This is a genomic window from Streptomyces sp. NPDC038135, assembly GCF_055601245.1.
The window spans coordinates 196,469-215,542 of sequence record NZ_JBVJXS010000005.1; the positions used below are offsets into that span (position 1 = coordinate 196,469).

Annotated in this window: 14 protein-coding genes; 4 read left to right on the forward strand and 10 right to left on the reverse strand. The window is 73.8% G+C overall.

Features of this window, described 5'->3' with window-relative positions; translation table 11 throughout:
- Positions 1–15 precede the first annotated feature (15 nt).
- The 4 genes from ACZ7JA_RS15735 to ACZ7JA_RS15750 all read right to left on the reverse strand — a co-directional run bounded on the left by ACZ7JA_RS15735 (position 16) and on the right by ACZ7JA_RS15750 (position 4,374).
- The gene (locus tag ACZ7JA_RS15735) at positions 16–741 is read right to left on the reverse strand and encodes a 3'-5' exonuclease (RefSeq protein ID WP_351665738.1); all 726 of its coding nucleotides are present in this window, start codon (positions 739–741) and stop codon (positions 16–18) included.
- Between the two features lie 102 nt (positions 742–843).
- Positions 844–2,085, reverse strand: a complete 1,242-nt coding sequence (locus ACZ7JA_RS15740) for an SAV2148 family HEPN domain-containing protein (RefSeq protein WP_351665804.1) — start codon at positions 2,083–2,085, stop codon at positions 844–846.
- Between the two features lie 103 nt (positions 2,086–2,188).
- Positions 2,189–3,505 (reverse strand): copper amine oxidase, encoded by a 1,317-nt coding sequence (locus tag ACZ7JA_RS15745; RefSeq protein WP_351665740.1) that lies wholly within the window; start codon positions 3,503–3,505, stop codon positions 2,189–2,191.
- Positions 3,506–3,561: 56 nt separating this feature from the next.
- Complete coding sequence (locus tag ACZ7JA_RS15750; protein ID WP_351665742.1) at positions 3,562–4,374, reverse strand: Tat pathway signal sequence domain protein; 813 nt, start codon at positions 4,372–4,374, stop codon at positions 3,562–3,564.
- A gap of 196 nt (positions 4,375–4,570) precedes the next feature.
- On the opposite strand from ACZ7JA_RS15750, the gene glgX reads away from it, so the two are divergent.
- From glgX to ACZ7JA_RS15765, 3 genes are all read left to right on the forward strand, one after another.
- Positions 4,571–6,715: a glycogen debranching protein GlgX gene (gene glgX, locus ACZ7JA_RS15755; protein ID WP_351665744.1), complete on the forward strand. Its 2,145-nt coding sequence runs from the start codon at positions 4,571–4,573 to the stop codon at positions 6,713–6,715.
- Positions 6,716–6,807: 92 nt separating this feature from the next.
- The gene (treY, locus tag ACZ7JA_RS15760) at positions 6,808–9,177 is read left to right on the forward strand and encodes a malto-oligosyltrehalose synthase (RefSeq protein ID WP_470808733.1); all 2,370 of its coding nucleotides are present in this window, start codon (positions 6,808–6,810) and stop codon (positions 9,175–9,177) included.
- Positions 9,178–9,289: 112 nt separating this feature from the next.
- Positions 9,290–10,540: a M14 family zinc carboxypeptidase gene (locus ACZ7JA_RS15765; protein WP_389302552.1), complete on the forward strand. Its 1,251-nt coding sequence runs from the start codon at positions 9,290–9,292 to the stop codon at positions 10,538–10,540.
- A 98-nt stretch (positions 10,541–10,638) separates the two neighbouring features.
- Here ACZ7JA_RS15765 and ACZ7JA_RS15770 read toward each other — a convergent pair whose 3' ends face one another.
- Positions 10,639–11,052, reverse strand: a complete 414-nt coding sequence (locus ACZ7JA_RS15770; protein ID WP_389302555.1) for an SSI family serine proteinase inhibitor — start codon at positions 11,050–11,052, stop codon at positions 10,639–10,641.
- A gap of 86 nt (positions 11,053–11,138) precedes the next feature.
- Positions 11,139–11,696: a DUF1707 and FHA domain-containing protein gene (locus ACZ7JA_RS15775; RefSeq protein WP_351665752.1), complete on the reverse strand. Its 558-nt coding sequence runs from the start codon at positions 11,694–11,696 to the stop codon at positions 11,139–11,141.
- Positions 11,697–11,871: 175 nt separating this feature from the next.
- On the opposite strand from ACZ7JA_RS15775, the gene treZ reads away from it, so the two are divergent.
- On the forward strand, positions 11,872–13,617 hold the full coding sequence (gene treZ / locus ACZ7JA_RS15780; protein ID WP_351665754.1) for a malto-oligosyltrehalose trehalohydrolase: 1,746 nt from the start codon (positions 11,872–11,874) through the stop codon (positions 13,615–13,617).
- 33 nt (positions 13,618–13,650) lie between these two features.
- Here treZ and ACZ7JA_RS15785 read toward each other — a convergent pair whose 3' ends face one another.
- The 4 genes from ACZ7JA_RS15785 to cyc2 all read right to left on the reverse strand — a co-directional run bounded on the left by ACZ7JA_RS15785 (position 13,651) and on the right by cyc2 (position 19,060).
- Complete coding sequence (locus tag ACZ7JA_RS15785; protein WP_351665756.1) at positions 13,651–14,598, reverse strand: phosphotransferase; 948 nt, start codon at positions 14,596–14,598, stop codon at positions 13,651–13,653.
- 52 nt (positions 14,599–14,650) lie between these two features.
- Positions 14,651–15,778: an aminopeptidase P family protein gene (locus ACZ7JA_RS15790; RefSeq protein WP_351665758.1), complete on the reverse strand. Its 1,128-nt coding sequence runs from the start codon at positions 15,776–15,778 to the stop codon at positions 14,651–14,653.
- Positions 15,779–16,137: 359 nt separating this feature from the next.
- Positions 16,138–16,731: a PDZ domain-containing protein gene (locus ACZ7JA_RS15795; protein WP_470808737.1), complete on the reverse strand. Its 594-nt coding sequence runs from the start codon at positions 16,729–16,731 to the stop codon at positions 16,138–16,140.
- Between the two features lie 166 nt (positions 16,732–16,897).
- Positions 16,898–19,060 (reverse strand): germacradienol/geosmin synthase Cyc2, encoded by a 2,163-nt coding sequence (cyc2, locus tag ACZ7JA_RS15800; protein ID WP_389302565.1) that lies wholly within the window; start codon positions 19,058–19,060, stop codon positions 16,898–16,900.
- Positions 19,061–19,074: the final 14 nt, after the last annotated feature.

Below are 19,074 nucleotides of genomic sequence, written 5' to 3' on the forward strand. Positions count from 1 at the left end.
GGCCGGCCGGCCGGGCTACGCCGGCAGGCTGTCCGGGAGGTGGCGGATGGGCCATGTGCCGTCGACGACCGCCGACTCGTCGCCCTTGCGGCGGAGGAAGGACTGGAAGTCGGCCGCCCATTGGGCGTACCAGTCGATCTGGCGCGTGTGCAGTTCCGCAGGTCCGAGAGCGGCGATCTTCGGGTGCCGGACGGCTATCGCGGAGGCGAGGCGGGCCGCGGCCAGGGCGTCGGCGCAGGCGTCGTGCGCCGCGTCGAGGACTATGCCGTACTCGGCGCAGACCGCCTCCAGGTTCCGCTTGCCGCGGCGGTACCGGTCGGCCCAGCGGTCGATGGTGTAGGGGTCGACGACCGGGGCGGGCGGCGCGCCGTCCAGGCGGTCGGTGAGGGACGGCAGGCCGTGGCGGCGCAGCTCGGCGGAGAGCAGGGTGAGGTCGAAGGCCGCGTTGTACGCGACCACCGGGACGCCCGTCCGCCAGTACGAGACGAGCACGTCCGCGATGGCGTCGGCCACCCGGTCGGCCGGGCTGCCCTCGGCCGTCGCCCGTTCGTTGCTGATGCCGTGCACCGCGACCGCGTCGGCCGGGATCTCCACGCCCGGATCCGCCAGCCATTCCCGGCGCCCCAGGGGCTCACCGGCCCTGACCTCGATGACCGCGCCGGTGACGATGCGCGCCTCGTGCGGGTCCGTGCCCGTGGTTTCCAGGTCGAAGCCGATCAGCAGCTCCCGGTGCCAGCCCATCGGCGGCCCCCCTTCTCGGTGGTGCTTTCCCCCAGTGGCTCTCACCATCGCACGCGGCACTGACAATCCGGGGGCCGCGTTCCCCCTGCCCGCACGGACAGTTCAGGACACGGGGCGCGAATCGGCCCAGGACAGCTCGAATTCCTCGCGGTATGTCGGGAAGATGCCGGCATCGCCCATGTCATCCGACTTGAGCACCTTGCTGCCGCCGCGCAGCACCAGCACCGGCGACTCCATCCCCCGGGCCCCGCGCAGGTAGGACTGCACCACACCGATGCCGTCCGCGCCGTCGCCGTCCACCAGGTAGGCGGTGAAGCGGGGGGTCTCGTCGTAGACCTGGATCTCGAAGGCGCCCGGGTCGCGCAGCCGGGACCGCACCCGGCGCATGTGCAGGATGTTCATCTCGACCGACCGGCTGAGTTCGCCCCGTTTCATCCCCAGTTCGCGCTCCCGGCGCTTGACCGCGCTGGAGGCCGGGTTGAGGAAGAGCAGCCGCACCCGGCAGCCGGACTCGGCGAGCCGGACCAGCCGGCGGCCGGAGAAGTTCTGCACCAGCAGGTTGAGCCCTATGCCGATGGCGTCGAGGCGGCGGGCGCCCCCGAACAGGTCCTCGGCCGGGAACTGGCGCATGAGGCGCACCCGGTCCGCGTGGACGGCGACGACGTCCGCGTACCGGTCGCCGACCAGGTCCTCCACCGCGTCCACCGGAAGCCGGCGCGCGGAGGGCACGTCACCGCCCGCGCCGAGCATCTCCAGCAGCCGGGCCGAGGCCCGCTCGGCCTGGTTCAGCACCGCCTCGGACAGGGCCCGGTTGCGGGAGACGACGTTGCGGGTCACCTCCAGCTCGTCCAGGGCGAGTTCGACGTCCCGGCGGTCGTCGAAGTACGGCTCGAAGCACGGCCAGTGCTGCACCATCAGCTCGCGCAGCTGCGGCAGCGTGAGGAAGCTGAGCACGTTGTCGTCGGCCGGGTCGAGCAGATAGCCCTTGCGGCGGCTGACCTCGCGGACGGCGACCGCCCGCTGCACCCACTCCTGCCCGGCCGGCCCGGCCGCGGCCACCACCCAGTCGTCGCCGTGGACGGGTTCGTAGACGGGCCGCAGCACGGCGGCCACGACCGCGCGCAGCCGCTGCTCGACCAGGTTCAGCCAGATGTAGGCCCGGCCCGCCCGCTGGGCGCGGACCCGCACCTCGCGCCAGGCGTCGGCGTCCCAGTCCAGCTCCGGCCCGATGGAGCCCGTGGCGTCCATCGGGCGGGCCAGGGACACCGTGCCGGGCGGGACGTCTGTGGAGTTCCCCTTGTGACCCTCGTCACCAGGGGGCAGCTCCAGCCCTCCCGCGCCCACCCGCGCACCGCCTTCCGCCACCCCGGGCCTTCCCCACGTCAACGATCAAGGAAGGGTACTCCGGGAGCGGTCGGCGATGCAGCCGGATGGGCAGGTCGGTTTCTCAACTACGCGGACGCCAGTGGCCGTTCTGCCACGAGAGCTCGTCCGGAGTGAGGGGATTCATAGCCGTGACGTCGCGCGGTGCGATGGCGAAGCCCTGCCAGTGGACCGGCATGGGCTGCTGGTCCTCGTCCCGGGCGATGTGGTGGAAGCCCACGTTCATCCAGACGACCGGGTGAGTGAGCGTCTGGCCGTTGACCCACTTGTCCACGGACTTCGGGTAACCGCGGGCGCAGCTCGGGTTGTTGCTCGCGAACTTCTCGCACTTGTCGTACTCGGTGAAGTACACGTCGTGCTTGGTGAAGCTGCGTCCCGGGTACTTCGTGGTCGGTCCGGGGACGATCTCGTACGAGCGCGCGTGCCCGTCCTTGTTCTTGCCCGTCGCGCTGACCACCCGCCACCAGCGGTAGGCCTTGGAGTCGCCCGCGAGTTCCTTGGTGACCTTGGTGCGGGTGGTCTTCGCGGTGGGCGCCTGCCGGCCGGGGGCGGGCGCGGTGACGGCCGAGTCGTACTGCTCGACCTTGGTCTTCGAGGAGCCGTCGAGGCCGAAGTCCAGCCGCCAGAAGACGTTGTGGCTGTGGCTGGTGGCGTACGCCTTGGCGCCCTTGCCGATGGGCCAGCCGCGGCCGTCGCCGGCGTCGTAGTCCTCGTAGGAGAGGCTGCCGGTGGCGCCGACGTTCATGTTGACGGTGCCGTCGTCCTGGAAGCGCCACTCGGTCATGTACTCGTACCAGCCGACCTGGTTGACCGTGTAGACGAGCAGGTCCTTGCCCTGCGCCTGGAAGACCTTGTTGGCCGCGTCGCCCTGCATGCGGTAGGCGTGGCCGCGCGAACGCGTGGTCGTGCACAGGCCGTTGACGTCCGGGTGGTCCGGGTCCCAGGAGTCGGGCACCCGGACGGTCCTGATGGTGCCGCCCGGGCACTCGCCCGGCGCCAGGTTCACCAGGCCCTGCGCGAAGCCGAAGCCGGTGAGGTCGTCGTACTCGACGCTGCCGTCGTCGTAGGGGACGTCGATCTGGGCGAGGCGGGCGCTGTTGAGGACCTTGATCGGCTTGGGCTCGCCCTTGGGCTGGTAGGAGACGTTCTCCAGGACCAGCCCGGCCTTGCTGTCGTAGCGCCAGCACATCCGCCAGGTGGTGCCGCTGGAGAGCTTCTGCTCGATCTTGTAGGCGGCGCTGCAGTCCGCGGCGGCGGCCGGGGCGGCCTGCGGCCGGGCGGCGGCCGGTCCGGCGCCGGCCGTCACGCCGGCGGCCAGCGCGGCCACGGTGAGGCCGACGGCCGCGCGCGTGCGGGCATGGCTCGTTCTGTTGTGACGCATGAAGAGGTTGCTCCCTCGCAGGAGTTGCGGGTCGGAGAGGTGGACGGCTGCGCGGCTCAGTGGCGTGCGAGCCGGCCGACCTTGCGGGCGCTGAGGTCGACGACCAGCCACCTGGCGTCGATCCAGGGGCCGTTCTTGACCTTCGGGAACAGCCGCACGCAGCGGTGCTCACCGCACTTGTCGAGCACGGCCGGCTGCCCGCCCGGGGTGGCGCGGTAGACGGCGCCGGCGAGCCGGAGCTGGTCCGGCGAGGTCAGCTCGTGGCCGGTGGCGTCCCGGTAGTCCGCCTTGAGGCCCGCGCCCAGCGGGTCGGCGATCAGCAGCCCGGCCGCCTCCGCGTTCTCGTCCCGGCTCAGCGGCGGCTGGACGCCCCGGCTGGTGACGCTGCCGACGACCTTGCCGGTCCCCAGGTCGACGGTCCTGGTGATCAGGGCGTCGTCCTTGTAGTCGTAGAAGCTCACCTCGGCCCGGCGCGGCGCTCCCGGGTCGTCGAGCTCGTCCGCCTCCGGATCGGCCAGGTCGACGCTCAGGCGCTGCGGGCCCCGGCGCCCGTCGACGTTCTCGCCGGCGCTGAGCGACGGCCCGCTCAGGGCGATGGTCTCGACCCGCCGGATCTCGTCGTCGGTCAGCGGGTCTCGGCCCGTGCCCTTCTTCCCCTCGGCCGGCGCCTGCTCCACGACGCCCGGCGGGACCTCGCCCGGCCCCTGTCCCGCCTGCCGGGCGGCTGTGCCGCCGCCCTTGGTCCCTCCCGTTTCGTCGGCCCCCGCCGTGCCCGGCAGGGTGACCGCCACCATCACCGCGGTCCCGGCCACCGCCAGGGCCGCTCCGGCCACCACCTTGCCGAGATGTCGATGCACTGTCTCGCGCACATCTGCCCCCTACTCCCCGAAGATCCCCGGGAGTACGCGTATCCCCACTGATTCGGCACACGGCGGGTACACGAGTCGCCGTATGCACTGGTCGGCCCGTAAGAGGGCAGTAAGTCCGGGAGGGTTCCCTCACTTTCGGGGAGACTCGCAGCCAACGCGCCCCCAGCGGGGCCGCACACCTGGAAGAGTCGTGGTCATGCAGGTCTGGCCTGGAGAGGCGTATCCGCTCGGCGCCACGTACGACGGCGCCGGAACCAACTTCGCGGTCTTCACGGAGGCCGCGCACCGAGTAGAGCTGTGTCTGCTGCACGACGACGGCTCGGAGACGGCGGTGGAACTGCGCGAGAGCGACGCGTTCGTGCGGCACGCGTACCTGCCGGGGGTGATGCCGGGACAGCGGTACGGGTTCCGGATGCACGGCCCGTACGACCCCGCGCGGGGGCTGCGCTGCAACTCCGCGAAGCTGCTGCTCGACCCGTACGCGAAGGCGGTCAGCGGCGCCGTGTCGTGGGGCGAGGAGGTGTACGGCTACCACTTCGGCGCCCCGGAGCGGCGCAACGACCTGGACTCGGCGCCGCACACCATGACGTCGGTGGTGATCAACCCGTACTTCGACTGGGGCGACGACCGGCCGCCGCGCACCGACTACCACCGCACGGTGATCTACGAGGCCCATGTGAAGGGCCTGACGATGACCCACCCCGGGCTCCCCGAGGAGCTGCGCGGCACCTACGCGGCGCTCGCCCACCCGGCGATCATCGAACACCTGACCAAGCTGGGGGTGACGGCGCTCGAGCTGATGCCCGTGCACCAGTTCGTGAACGACCACCGGCTGGTCGACATGGGCCTGAACAACTACTGGGGCTACAACACCATCGGCTTCTTCGCCCCGCACAACGCGTACGCGTCCTGGGGCGACCGGGGCCAGCAGGTGCTGGAGTTCAAGTCCGCGGTGCGGGCGCTGCACGAGGCCGGGATCGAGGTGATCCTGGACGTCGTCTACAACCACACGGCCGAGGGCAACCATCTGGGCCCGACGCTGTCCTTCAAGGGCATCGACAACCCGTCGTACTACCGCCTCACGGACGATCCGCGCTACTACATGGACACCACGGGCACCGGGAACTCGCTGCTCATGCGGTCCCCGCACGTGCTCCAGCTCATCATGGACTCGCTGCGGTACTGGGTCACCGAGATGCACGTGGACGGCTTCCGCTTCGACCTGGCCGCCACCCTGGCCCGGCAGTTCCACGAGGTGGACCGGCTGTCGTCGTTCTTCGACCTGGTGCAGCAGGACCCGGTGGTCTCCCAGGTGAAGCTGATCGCCGAGCCGTGGGACGTGGGCGAGGGCGGCTACCAGGTGGGCAACTTCCCGCCGCTGTGGACCGAGTGGAACGGCAAGTACCGCGACACGGTCCGGGACCTGTGGCGGGGCGAGCCGCGGGCGCTCGCGGAGTTCGCCTCCCGGCTGACCGGCTCCTCCGACCTCTACCAGGACGACGGCCGCCGCCCGCTCGCCTCGATCAACTTCGTGACCTGTCACGACGGGTTCACCCTGCACGACCTCGTGGCCTACAACGACAAGCACAACGAGGCCAACGGGGAGGAGAACCGGGACGGCGAGAGCCACAACCGGTCCTGGAACTGCGGGGCGGAGGGCGAGACCGAGGACCCGGAGGTGCTGGCGCTGCGCGCCCGCCAGATGCGCAACTTCTTCGCCACGCTCATGCTGTCCCAGGGCGTGCCGATGATCAGCCACGGGGACGAGTTCGCCCGCACCCAGCGCGGCAACAACAACGCCTACTGCCAGGACAACGAGGTGTCCTGGCTGCGGTGGCCGCAGGCTCCGGAGGAGGGGTCCGCCGAGGGCGCGTCCCCGGAGGGCGACCTGCTGGAGTTCGTCCGCGCCATGGTCTGGCTGCGCCGGGACCACCCGGTGTTCCGGCGGCGGCGCTTCTTCCACGGGCGGCCGGTGGAGGGCACCGCCCAGGACGAGCTGTCCGACATCGCCTGGTTCACTCCGGAGGGGAGCGAGATGACCCAGCAGGACTGGGACTCGGCGCCCGCGTCGGCGCTGACGGTGTTCCTCAACGGCAACGCCATCTCCGAGCCCGGTCCGCGCGGGGAGCGGATCGCGGACGACTCCTTCCTGCTGATGTTCAACGCCTCCCCCGGGCCGCTGGACTTCCGGGTGCCGGCCGATCACGGCCGGCAGTGGCAGGTGGTCGTGGACACGGCCCGTCCGGACGGGGTGCCGCCGGGCACGGGCCCGAAGGTGGCGGCCGGTGAGTGCGTCACCCTGCCGGACCGCAGCCTGACCGTGCTGCAGCGGCCCGCCTAGGCCGCCCGCGGGGGGCGCGCGCACTCCGGCGTGCGCCCCCCGCGTGCGGAGGGGATGACACGAAATCCGGCGCGCTGGGTACGTAGGGTTCCATGACTGCTGCCCGACCCGGACCCGAGGTACCCACCGCCACCTACCGGCTGCAACTGCAACCCTCGTTCCCGTTCGCCGCCGCCGAGGCGGCGGTCCCGTACCTGGCGTCACTGGGCGTCTCGCACCTGCACCTGTCCCCCGTCCTGGAGTCCGTCCCGGGATCCACGCACGGCTACGACGTCGTGGACCACACGCGCGTGCGCGGGGAACTGGGCGGCGAGGACGGGCTGCGGGCGCTGGCGCGTACCGCGCGCGAGCACGGCATGGGCCTGGTGGCCGACATCGTGCCGAACCACATGGCCATGGCGCCCCGGCACAACGGGGCCCTGTGGGAGGTGCTGCGCGAGGGACCCGAGTCGCCGTACGCGCGCTGGTTCGACATCGACTGGACGGCGCAGGACGGCCGGGTGCTGCTGCCGGTGCTCGGCGGGCCGGCCGGCTCGGTGCTGGACGACCTGGTCGTCGACGGGGACGTGCTGCGCTACCACGACCACGCCTTCCCGATCCGCGAGGGCACCGCCGGCCTCCCGCTGCCCCGGCTGCTGGACGCGCAGTGGTACCGCCCGGTCTGGTGGCGGCTGGCCCGTACCGAGCTGAACTACCGGCGCTTCTTCAGCATCTCCGAGCTGATCGGGGTGCGCGTGGAGGACCCGGAGGTGTTCGACGCCACCCACGCCAAGATCCTCCAGCTGCTCCACGAGGGCGTGGTCGACGGGCTGCGGATCGACCACCCCGACGGCCTCGCGGACCCGGACGCCTACCTGCGGCGGCTGCACGAGGCCACCGGCGGCCGCTGGACGGTGGTGGAGAAGATCCTCGCCGACGGCGAGCCCCTGCCCGCCTCCTGGCCGGTGGCCGGGACCACCGGCTACGACGCCCTGCGCCACGTCGACGGCCTGTTCACGGACCGCACCGGGGCGTACGAGCTGCTCGGCCGCTACCGGTCGTTCGCGGCCCCGCAGACGGACCGGGGCGGCAACTGGGACGCCACGGTCCGGCGGGCCGCCTACAAGGTGCTCACCCATGAACTGGCCACCGAGACCGACCGGCTCACCCGGGTGGCGGCGCGGCTGTGCGCCGCCTCGCCTGACCTGTCGCTGCGCGACCGGGCGCCGTGGGCGCTGCGCACGGCCGTGGAGGAACTGCTGGTGCGGATGCGGGTGTACCGGCCCTACGCCTCCCAGGACGCCTCCGCCGTCATCACCGAGCAGGCCGCCGAGGAGGCCCGGCTGGCCTTCGTGGTGCCCGAGGAGGCGGACGCGGTCGGCGTCGTGCGGCGGCTGCTCGTCGGGGAGCCGGGCGACGCCTCGGCCCCGGACCACGCCGACCGGGTGGAGTTCCGCACCCGGTTCGCGCAGACCGCGTCGGCGCTGCGCGCCAAGGCCGTGGAGGACACCGCGTTCTACCGCTACGTGCCGCTGCTCTCGGCGGCCGAGGTGGGCGGCGATCCGGGCGCGCCCGGAGTCTCCCCGGAGGACTTCCACGCGTACTGCGCGCGCGTGCAGCGCGACTGGCCCGCCACCGGCACGGTCGTCACCACGCACGACACCAAGCGCAGCGCGGACGTGCGCGCCGCGCTCGCCGTGCTCACCGAGTGCCCGGACAGCTGGGCGAAGGTGCTCGCCGAGGTGTCCCGGGGCGAGGGGAGCGCCCCCGACGGGCAGCTCGCCTGGGCGGCCTGGCAGACGGTGTTCGGGCTCGGTCCGGCGGAGGAGGAGCGGGTCCGGGAGGCGCTGCTGAAGCACGTCCGCGAGGCGGGCATGTACACGAGCTGGACCGAGCAGGAGCCGCCGTACGAGGAGGCGGTGGCCGCCTTCCTCACGGCGGGGCCGTGCGGGCCGCCCGGCGAGCGGGTGGCCGCCCTGCGCAAGGCGCTGGAGCCGCACATCCGGGCGAACGTCCTGGGCGCCGCGCTGGTCCACCTCACGATGCCGGGGGTGCCGGACGTGTACCAGGGCACGGAGAGCGAGTACCGGGCGCTGGTCGACCCCGACAACCGGCGGCCGGCGCCGTTCCCGCCCCCGGTGCCCGGCGAGAAGGACGCGCTGACGGCCGCGGCCCTGCGGCTGCGCGCCCGCCGGCCCGGCGCCTTCGGCACGGCGGCGGCGTACGCCCCGCTGGCGGCGGACGGGCCGGCCGCCGATCACTGCCTGGCGTTCACTCGTTCGGGTGAGGTGGTCACGGCGGTGACCCGGCTGTCGCTGCGGCTGTCGGACGCGGGCGGCTGGCGGGACACCCGCCTGGAGCTGCCGCCCGGACGGTGGGCGGACGCGCTCGTCCCGGGGCGGGAGTTCACCGGGCACGTGCGTGTGGCGGACCTTCTCGACCCGCTCCCGGTGGCCCTGCTGGAGCGGACCGGCGAGGGCTGAGGAGCGGCGGTGGACGCGTCCGGGCGCCGCGGCGCGGCTCCCGGCGCCGTTCTTGACAGTTCACCCCCACCGTGCGGCACTGGGAGGGCGAAGCCGGTTGGACAAGTCGGGGGTGAGTCTCCTGCCGGAGCTGCGCTATCCCAGCGTTCCCCAATTGGTCGCCTCCGCCCGGGCGCTGGCCGCCGCGGAGCCCCGGCTGTGCGCGCTCAGGCAGGTGGGCGCCTCGCGGGCCGGCCGGCCGCTGCACCTGCTGTCGGTGGGGCACGCCTCCCGGGCGGTGCTGGTGGTGGCGGGCGCGCACGCCAACGAGCCGACGGGCGGCTGCACTCTGCGCGCCCTGGCCGAGCGGGTGCTGGCCGCACCGGAGTTGCGGGCGGGCGTCTCCTGGCACTTCCTGCTGTGCGCGGACCCGGACGGGGCGAGCCTGCACGTGACCCCGGCGCCGCGCAGCCTGTTCGACTACCACCGGGGTTTCTACCGGCCCACCGGCGCGGAGCAGCCCGAGTGGTCGCCCGCGGTGCTGCCGCCGGACCGGCTGCCGCCCGAGACGCGGGCCCTGACCGGCGTCATCGACGAGGTGCGCCCGTACCTCCAGGTGACCCTGCACGGCACCGATCTGGGCGGTAGCTGGGTGCAGTTGACGAAGGACGTGCCGGGCCTCGCCGAGCCGTTCGCCAAGTCGGCGGCCGAGCTGCACATACCGGTGGAGACGGGCGCCTCGGACGCGGCGGGCTGGCCCGCCTCGGGGCCCGGGGTGCACGTGATGCCCGGACCCGAGAGCGGCGTCGCCTACCCGAGCCTGCCGGACGACGCCCGGCACAGCACCTGGTACCACGCGCACCGCTACGGCGGCCTGACGGCGGTGGTGGAGGTCCCGATGTGGGCCAGCGACCTGGTGGGCGACCCGGCGCCGCACCCGGCGCCCGCGGCGGCCATGCGGCGGCTGGCGGCACGGCTGCTGCGGGACGCGCTGGAGGTCGAGCGGGTGTTCGACGACGCGCTGCCCCGGCTGGACGGCACGGACGGGCCGCTGCTGCGGGCCGCGCGCTGGGTGCTCGACCTGATACCGGGCCTGGCCCGGGACTGGGTCCAGACCCCGCCGGCCGCCACGACGATGGCCTACGTCGGCAGCGTGGACGCCTTCGGGCGGCGGCTGCCGCTGCGGGCGGCGGCGATGCTGCTGCGGGTGCTGCGGGAGACGGACGACCGGGCGGTCCCCGGTCTGGAACGGCTCGTCGCCTTCTGGTGCGAGGCCTACGCGGCGCGGTTCCGGGCCCGCTGGGTGCCGTTGGAGGACCAGGTGGAGCACCAGTCCCGGACGGTGCTGGCGGCGGCCCAGCAGGCCCGGGAGCGGGCGGGGTGACGGACCGCCGGGGCACGGGCGGGGCGGGGCCCGTGCCGCCCCCGCTCAGCGGCCCCGTCGGACGGGTTCCCCTCGCCCCGCCGGCCGTGCCGTCCGGGTCAGCCGTCCAGGGCGAAGACCGGGCCCGTGCGGGCGTTCATGACGCACTCGCCGGCGTACGTCTCCTGGAACTCGACCGGCCGCCCCTTCCACTGCCCGTGGGCGCGGGCGGTCACGGGGGCGTAGATCATCGGGCAGAACACGTCCTTCTGCGGGATGCGCGCGATGTCCCCGCCGGCCGCGGCGAGCACGGCGCAGGCGTCGGCCGCGTGCGGGTGCCCCTTGGGCGGGTCGCACAGCAGCAGGGTGCCGTGGGAGTCGGTGGACGGGCTCTCGCCGCGGGTGACGGTGAGGAAGAGCCAGTCGCCGGACGGGGTGGCGCCGGAGACCGCCTGGGCCGGTCCCGCGAGGAGGAGGCCTGCGGCGGCCAGGGCGGCGCCGGCGGCCGCGGTCGCTCGGGTGATGTACGTCATGCCAGGTGCATCGGCACGGCGGCCCTCGTTCCCCACCCCGCTCACCCGAACGGAACCGCGCGGGCGGTCGGCGGTCGGCGGGCCGGTCAGGTGTCCCGGTGCGCCGCCAGCCGGAAGACGGTCCGGCCGAAGGCGACCTGGTCGCCCTCGCGGACCACGACCGCCCCGGTCACCCGGCGGCCGTTGACGGTGGTGCCGTTGGTGGAACCGAGGTCACGGAGGATCCACATGCCGCTCTGGCTGCGCAGTTCGGCGTGCACCCGGGAGACGGTGTCGTGGTTCAGGCGCAGCCCGTTGGCGGGATCGCGGCCGATGCGCAGCGGGTGGCCGCCCGGCTGCGGCAGCAGCAGCTTGGGCAGCCGCTCGGCCTGCCAGGCCCGGCGCAGCCGCACGGTGAAGCCGGAGACGGCCTCGACGGTGCCGAGCACCGCGCGCGAGAAGCGGTTCTCACGGGGCAGGTCGGCGGTGAGGGCGGCGAGTTCGTCCGCGCCGTGGGCGGCGAGGGCCAGTTCCATGCGGTGCACGAAGGTGTCGTGCGACAGCCGTCCCATGGCGACGCCTTCCCGCAGCACCCGCAGCGCCTTGTCGCGCTCCGCGTCGGACGGCCGCGCGGGTCGCAGAGGGAACTCGAAGGACGACGTCACGCTGGTGATTGTCAGGGGTGTGAACCCCCGGTGTCCAGAATCGGGGAAAACGGTGCCCAGGTACGCGCGGTGGCACGACACCGGCCGGGGAAGCCGGGATTCGACGGCGGATTGATCGATTTCGCGGCACGATGGACGTGCTACATCACGGTGAGCAGACGAAGGGGAACCGTCCGTGCAGTTCGAGGTGTGGGCACCGCAGGCAGACCGTGTGACGCTCCATTGCGACGGCGTGACAGGCGCGTTGGAACGCGACCCGCGGCGGGCCGGCTGGTGGCGGGGGGAGGCGCCGGCGCGGGACGGCTCGCGGTACGGGTTCGCGCTGGACGACGGACCGGTGCTGCCCGATCCGCGCTCGCGCCGGCAACCGGACGGCCCGGACGGCCTGAGCGCCGTCGTCGACCACGGGCGGTACGCGTGGCGTTCGGCGTGGGCGGGGCGCGGGCTGCCGGGAGCGGTGCTCTACGAGCTGCACGTGGGCACGTTCACCCGCGAGGGCACCCTGGACGCGGCCGCGGCCCGGCTGGAGCACCTGGTGGAACTGGGCGTCACCCATGTGGAGTTGATGCCGTTGTGCCCGTTCCCCGGGCGGCACGGCTGGGGGTACGAGGGGGTGTCGCTGTGGGCGGTGCACGAGCCCTACGGCGGCCCCGAGGCGCTGCAGCGGTTCGTGGACCGGGCGCACGGACTCGGTCTGGCCGTGGTGCTGGACGTGGTGCACAACCACCTTGGCCCGTCCGGCAATTACCTGCCTCTGTTCGGGCCGTACTTCACCGACACGCACCACACGCCGTGGGGCTCGGCGGTGAACCTGGACGCGCCCGGCTCGGACGAGGTGCGCGCGTTCCTGGTGGGCAGCGCGCTGGCCTGGCTGCGGGACTACCGGCTCGACGGGCTCCGACTGGACGCCGTGCACGCGCTGTACGACACGCGGGCGTGCCACTTCCTGGAGGAGCTGTCCGCAGCCGTCGACGGCCTGGCGGGCGAACTGGGCCGCCCCCTGTCGCTGATCGCCGAGTCGGACCTGAACAACCCGCGGTTCATCACCCCGCGCGGGGAGAACGGCCTCGGGCTGCACGCGCAGTGGAACGACGACTTCCACCACGCCGTGCACACCGCGCTGACCGGCGAGTCCCAGGCGTACTACGCCGACTTCGCGCGGGACCCCTTCGACGCGCTCGCCAAGACGCTCACCGGCGGCTGGTTCCACGACGGGACGTACTCGAGCTTCCGCGGGCGCGCCCACGGCCGGCCGCTGGACCGGGCCCGGGTGGCCGGGCACCGGCTGCTGGGCTACAGCCAGACCCACGACCAGATCGGCAACCGGGCGCAGGGGGACCGGCTCTCCGCGCAGCTCTCCCCCGGCCTGCTGGCCTGCGCGGCCGCCCTCACGCTGACCGCGCCGTTCACGCCGATGCTGTTCATGGGCGAGGAGTGGGCGGCGGGCACCCCCTGGCAGTTCTTCACCGACCACACGGACCCGGAGCTGGCCGAGGCGGTACGGCGGGGCAGGCGCCGGGAGTTCGCGCAGCACGGCTGGGCCGAGGAGGACGTACCCGACCCGCAGGACCCGGCGACCCGGGACCGGTCCTGCCTCGACTGGTCGGAGCCGGAGCGCGAGCCGCACGCGCGCGTGCTGGCCTGGTACCGGCGGCTGATCGCACTGCGCCGCGAGCAGCCGGACCTCACCGACCCGGACCTCGCCGACACGAAGGTGGCGTACGACGCCGAGGCCCGCTGGCTGGCGTTCCGGCGCGGGGACGTCCGGGTGGCGGTGAACCTGGGCAAGGAGCAGGCCGCGATCCCGCTCGGCACCGGCCGGGTGCAGGTCCTCGCCGCGTGGGACCCGGTACGGGCCCCGGGCCCGGACGGGCTGCTGCAGGTGCCCGGGGAGTCGTGCGTGGTGCTGGTCCAGCCCTGAGGACGTGCCCCCGGCCACGGGGCCTGTGTGGGACTACGGCGGTGTGTCGTCGTCGTCCTTGAACTCGGTCACCCGCTCCAGCAGGATCGGCTCCCAGGCCCGCCGCAGCCGGCTGCGCAGCAGCGGCAGGGGGCCGGGGGCGCGGCCCTCGAGACGGCCGGCGAGCCGCAGCACCGTGTCGCAGCGGGCGAGCCACAGTCCCCGCAGACACGGGCGGGGGCCGTATCCGGCGAGAGTGGCGGCGCGCACGGCGGCCGGGGCGCCGACGGCCACGGCGAGCCCGGCGATGTCCTCGGCGGGATCGCCGAGGGCCGCCTCGGTCCAGTCCAGGACACCGCGCACCCGGCCGTCGGCGCTGACCACGACGTGCTCGCCGATGAGGCCGTGGTGGGTCAGCACCTCGGTCCCGTGCCGTGCGGCGAGCTGGGCGGCGCCGGGCGGGGTGAGATGGAGCCGGGTGGTGTCGAACTCGTCGGCGGCGGCGAGCCGTTCGGCCGCCTGCACGGCCATGCGGCGCAGCGCGTCCAGGGAGCGCGGCGCGGTGTGCGGCACGCCGAGCGCCTCGGCCGGCCGCACCGGCACCGCGCGCAGCCCGCCGAGCAGCCCGGCGAGGTCGTCCTCGCCGACGGCGGAGACGTCGTGTTCGTCGGCGGTGCCGCCGGGCACCACCGTGTCGAGGGTGTAGGCGAGTCCGGGCGCCCAGTCGCCGTGGGCGACGCTGACCGGCACGGTGACGGGCACGTGCGGGCGGACCAGGTCGCGCAGGCGCAGTTCCCGGCGGCGGCGCGCGGAGGCGTCCCGGTCGGGGGCGAGACGCAGCACCTGCCGGGTGCCGACCCACCAGGTGTGCTCGTGGCCCTCGCCGACCGGGCGGACGTCCGGCCCCCCGGTCCGGCCGGTGTTCCGTCCGGTGCTCTCGTCGAGCAGCGGACGGAGCAGCCGGCGGACGGTGTCCGCGGTGGGTGTCGGTGCCTGGGTCATGGGTCGCGCGCAGCCGTTCCGATCCGTCGTCGAGGGTGTGTCTCCCGGTTCCTCAGTCCACTATGACCATCTCACGGGTGGTGTTGTTGAGGCGGCGGCCGCCGTCCGCGGTCACCGTGACGATGTCCTCGATGCGCACGCCGAAGCGGCCGGGCAGATAGACGCCGGGCTCCACCGAGAAGCACATGCCGGGCACCAGGGGCTGCTCCTCGCCCTCGATCATGTACGGCGGCTCGTGCGTGGTGACGCCGATTCCGTGCCCGGTGCGGTGGATGAAGTACTCGCCGTACCCGGCGTCGGCGATGACCGCGCGGGCGGCGCGGTCGACCTCCTGGCAGGCGGCGCCCGGCCGCACGGCCCGGAAGCCGGCCTCCTGCGCGGCGCGGACGACGTCGTGGACCCGGCGCTCCTCCTCGGTCGGCTCGCCGACGTGCACCGTGCGCGTGGTGTCCGAGCCGTAGCCGTCCTTGAGGCCGCCGAAGTCGAGGACGACCATGTCGCCCGGCTGGATGACGCGGTCGCCGACCTCGTGGTGCGGGTTGGCGCCGTTGGGGCCCGAGCCGACGATGGTGAAGTCGACCTGGGAGTGCCCGAAGCGGCGCAGCAGGCCGGCGAGGTCGTGGCCGACGTCGGACTCGCGGCGGCCGGCGAAGGGCACCTTCCGGATCTCTTCGAACGTCTGGTCGGCGGCGGCTCCGGCGGCCGCGAGCAGCTCCAGTTCGGCGGCGTCCTTGACGGCGCGCAGCATGGGCAGGGCGTCGGTGAGGGCGGCGTACGAGGTGCCGGGCAGGGTGCGCTGGAGTCCCAGCAGGTGCATCGCCCAGGTGTTGTCGCTGATGCCGAGGCGGCCGTGGTCGTCCAATAGAGCCGCCGTGACGGCGTAGGGGTCCTTGGCGTCGGTCCAGTCACGGAGTGTGATCACGGACGCGGCGGGAGACCGCTCGGCGTCCGGCGCCTCCAGGGTGGGGACGACGAGCACGGGGTCGCGGCCGGGGATCAGCACCAGCACGGTGAGCCGCTCGGTGACCGCGGTGGGCGTGTAGCCGGTCAGCCAGACCATGTCGGGGCCCGGCGCCACGAGCAGCCCGGCGAGGCCGGCGTCGGCGGCGGAGCGCGCGGCGCGCTCCATGCGTGCCCTGTAGTCGTCGGCGGTGAAGGGCGCGGGCGTGCTGCCGGTCATCCGGGCCTCCGAGCGCGGTCGAGTGACGGGTGAAGCGGTTCCGGGCAGCATCCTGCCCGCCCGGACCGGGCGGCGCGAGCCGATTGCCACGTCCGCACCGGGCGGCCCGCGAACACGCATCCCGCCCGGGCGCCCACAGCGCCCTCCGCCCCGCGGTGGCCGGCGGCTCCCCAGGGTGCCGGAAGGACAACGCGGGAGCGCGCGCCCGGCGGGCACGGCAGCGTGCGCCGGGGCAGGCGACGCGGGCCCGGCAGCACACGGCTCGGCGCGGCCGGGCGGGCAGCGTGCACGACGGGGATGGCACGGCGCTGCGAACCCGGCCAGGCATGGCACGGCACGCCACGGCAGCGTGGGCGGCGTCAGGTGGTGACGCCCGGTACCGCCGTCAGTTGCTGGTACCCGCCGCTGGTGTGGCGGACCGTGAGGGTCACCGGGGCGCCGGGGCTGGTGCGGGACACGGCGCGGGCCAGGTCGGCGGCGGTGTCCACGCGTGCGGTGCCGAACTGCAGCAGCACGTCGCCGCGGACCAGACCCGCCGTGTAGCCCGGGCCGGGCACGTGGACGCCGGTCACGAGCGCGCCCGCCTTCGGCGCGTCCACGGCCTCCACGCCCAGCGTCGCACCGGTGGTCCGGACGTCGACGGGGTTCGGGACGGCCGTGGAGGCGGCGCCTGCGGCGGAGACGGGGGCCGTCTCCGCCGGGTGGCCCCGCGGCGGCGCCTGCTGTCGCAGCTCGGCCAGCCGGCTCATGCCGATCACGGTGGCGCCCACCGTGCCGATGCCCACCCCGCAGAGCAGCACGACGGCTCCGGCCAGCAATCCGAGCAGCACGGTCCTGAGCCGCCGGCCGCGCCGCCCCGCGGCGTGCGGCCGGCTGACGGCGGGTACTTCGGCGGTGTCCTCCCGCCGCTCCTGGCCGGGCATCGGCTTGGGCCGCAACGCTGTCTGTTCCATGGTTCGCTCGCCTCCGGATGGTGCCTACCCGGGTCGCCGGGCCGCGACGAGACACGAACGGGTGAGACTGCCCGGCGGGGGGCGCGGGGTAGGCATCGGGCCGCCGATTCCCGGACGCCGGGCGTGCGCGGCCGGCCGGACGTCCCGCCGCGCACGCCCGCTCACGTCAGCCCGGGGACAGCGCCGGCACGCCGGGGGCACGGCCCGGCAGGAAGCCGTGGGCGCGGCGGCCGAGCCACTCGGCCTTGTAGCGGTCGACCTCCCGGTGCCAGTTCAGGATGCCCGCCATCCAGTTCTGCAGGTCGAGGACATAGCCGTCCATCGCCGCGCGCGCCGCGCCGGACAGCTCGAAGTCCTCGTACAGCACCGGCAGTTCGTGCGCCACGACGTGCTCGAACTGGCGCATCCGCTGGGTGGTCAGGTCGTGCACGACGCCGAGCGCGGCCGGGTAGTCCACGCCGAAGAAGTTCTGCACGACCAGCACGGCGTTGTGGATCTCGCCCTCGTACTCGATCTCCTTCTGGTACGAGAAGATGTCGTTGAGCAGGCAGGCGTAGTCGATCGCGGCGTTCTCCATGGAGCGCACCGGTCCGCTGCGGTAGACCTCCGGCGGGATCGCGGGGCCGTGTCCCATGCGGCACATGCTCAGGGTGAGGTCGGAGCCGAAGGTCGAGCGGCGCATCTCCAGGTAGTCGACCGGGTCTGGGACGCGGTGCTGCGCCTGGTTGGACAGCTCCCACACCCAGCTCTCGGTCATGGTGTCCACGGCCGCCTTGAGGGTGCGCCGCTGGTCGGGTGTCATCTCCGCCGTCGTGCGCGCCCAGAGGTCGGTCAGGCCGCGTTCCATGGCGCTCACGGGGACGACGGCCGGTTCGCCGTCCACCGGCATGCAGGCGGAGAGCCGGGCCGTGGTCAGCCGGGCGGCGGCCAGGTCCCGGCGGTGGCCGTACACCAGCGGGTAGTAGTCGTCGCCGTACGTGCCCCAGGCGAGCCACTGCGCGCTCAGGTCCAGGGCCTGCGGGGTGGCGTCCGGGTCGAGGCCCGCGGAGCAGAGGGCGAGGTCGTACGCGGCGAGCTTGTCCTCGTCCCAGACGCCCTCGGCGAGGATGCCCATGCGGTGCGACCAGGCGACGAGGCCCCGGCGGGCGGTGTCCAGATGGGGGCTCAGCGCCAGCTCGTACGGCATGTGGAACTCGGGCAGCCGGGACGGGCCGACCTTCTGGAACGGCACGTGCGAGTGGGAGCGCAGCCGCTCCGCCGCCGCCGCGGCGAGCAGCGCCCCGACGTCGGCGGCGGAGGCGCCGGGGCCGCTCGGCGGCTGCCACGGGGAGGCGGTCCGTGCGCCCTGGTTCATGTAGCGGCTGGAGCGCAGGTGCCACTCGTGGCCGCCGGACTGCCAGTCCTGGAGCCCCTTGGCGTAGGCGGCCACCGCCGCGACCTCGCCGGGCGCGAGCCCCTTCTCCAGGGCGACGGCGGGCACTTCGGTGAGGGCGGTGTGCTCGAACTGGTGGAGCCGGGAGGTGAGGATGTCGTTGACGGTCTCGGCGGCCTCCTGGGTGGTGCAGCCGAAGAAGTGCTCCAGCACGAGGACGCCGTTGCTGTTCTCGCCCTCGTCCTCGACCTCACGCTGGTAGGAGAAGAGGTCGTTGCGCAGGTGGACCGCGTCGGAGAAGGTCTCCATGAGCACCCTGAGCGGCCGGGTGCCGGCGACGGCCGCGGGCACCTCGGCGGTGGCGTACTCCACCAGCCCCGCCGACCAGGGGGCGCCGCCCACCTTGCGGCGCATCTCGATGTACTCGACCGGGTTGGCGATCCGCCCCTCGTTGATGTTGGACAGTTCCCACAGGGACTCGTTGAGCAGGTGCTCGGTGGCGACGGAGAAGCGCCGCCGCCAGTCGACGGACATCGTCGGCACGGTGCGCCGCCACAGGTCGGCCAGGCCCGCCTCGACCGGGTTCTCCGGCTCCGGCACGGGCGTGGCGGGGTCGAGCGGCATGAACAGGGGCAGGCGGTCCAGGTGGGCCTTTCCGGCGGCGCGGTCCTGGGTGCGCTTGTACATGTCCAGGAAGTGGTCGTCGAAGAAGAACACCCACACGTACCAGTCGGTGATCAGGGAGAGGGCCGGTCCGTCGCAGTCGGGGTGGGTGTAGGCGCACAGGAGCCCGTAGTCGTGCGCCTCCAGGTCGGCCTGCTCCCAGATCCCGGAGCCCTCCAGCATGCCCATCTCACGCGCCCACGCCGTCGAGTGGGCGCGTGCCTCGTCGAGGTGCGGGTTGAGCCGCGCGGGATACGGCATGTAGAAGTGCGGGAGTTCGAACGGCTGCGTCATGGCGGGGCCCTACC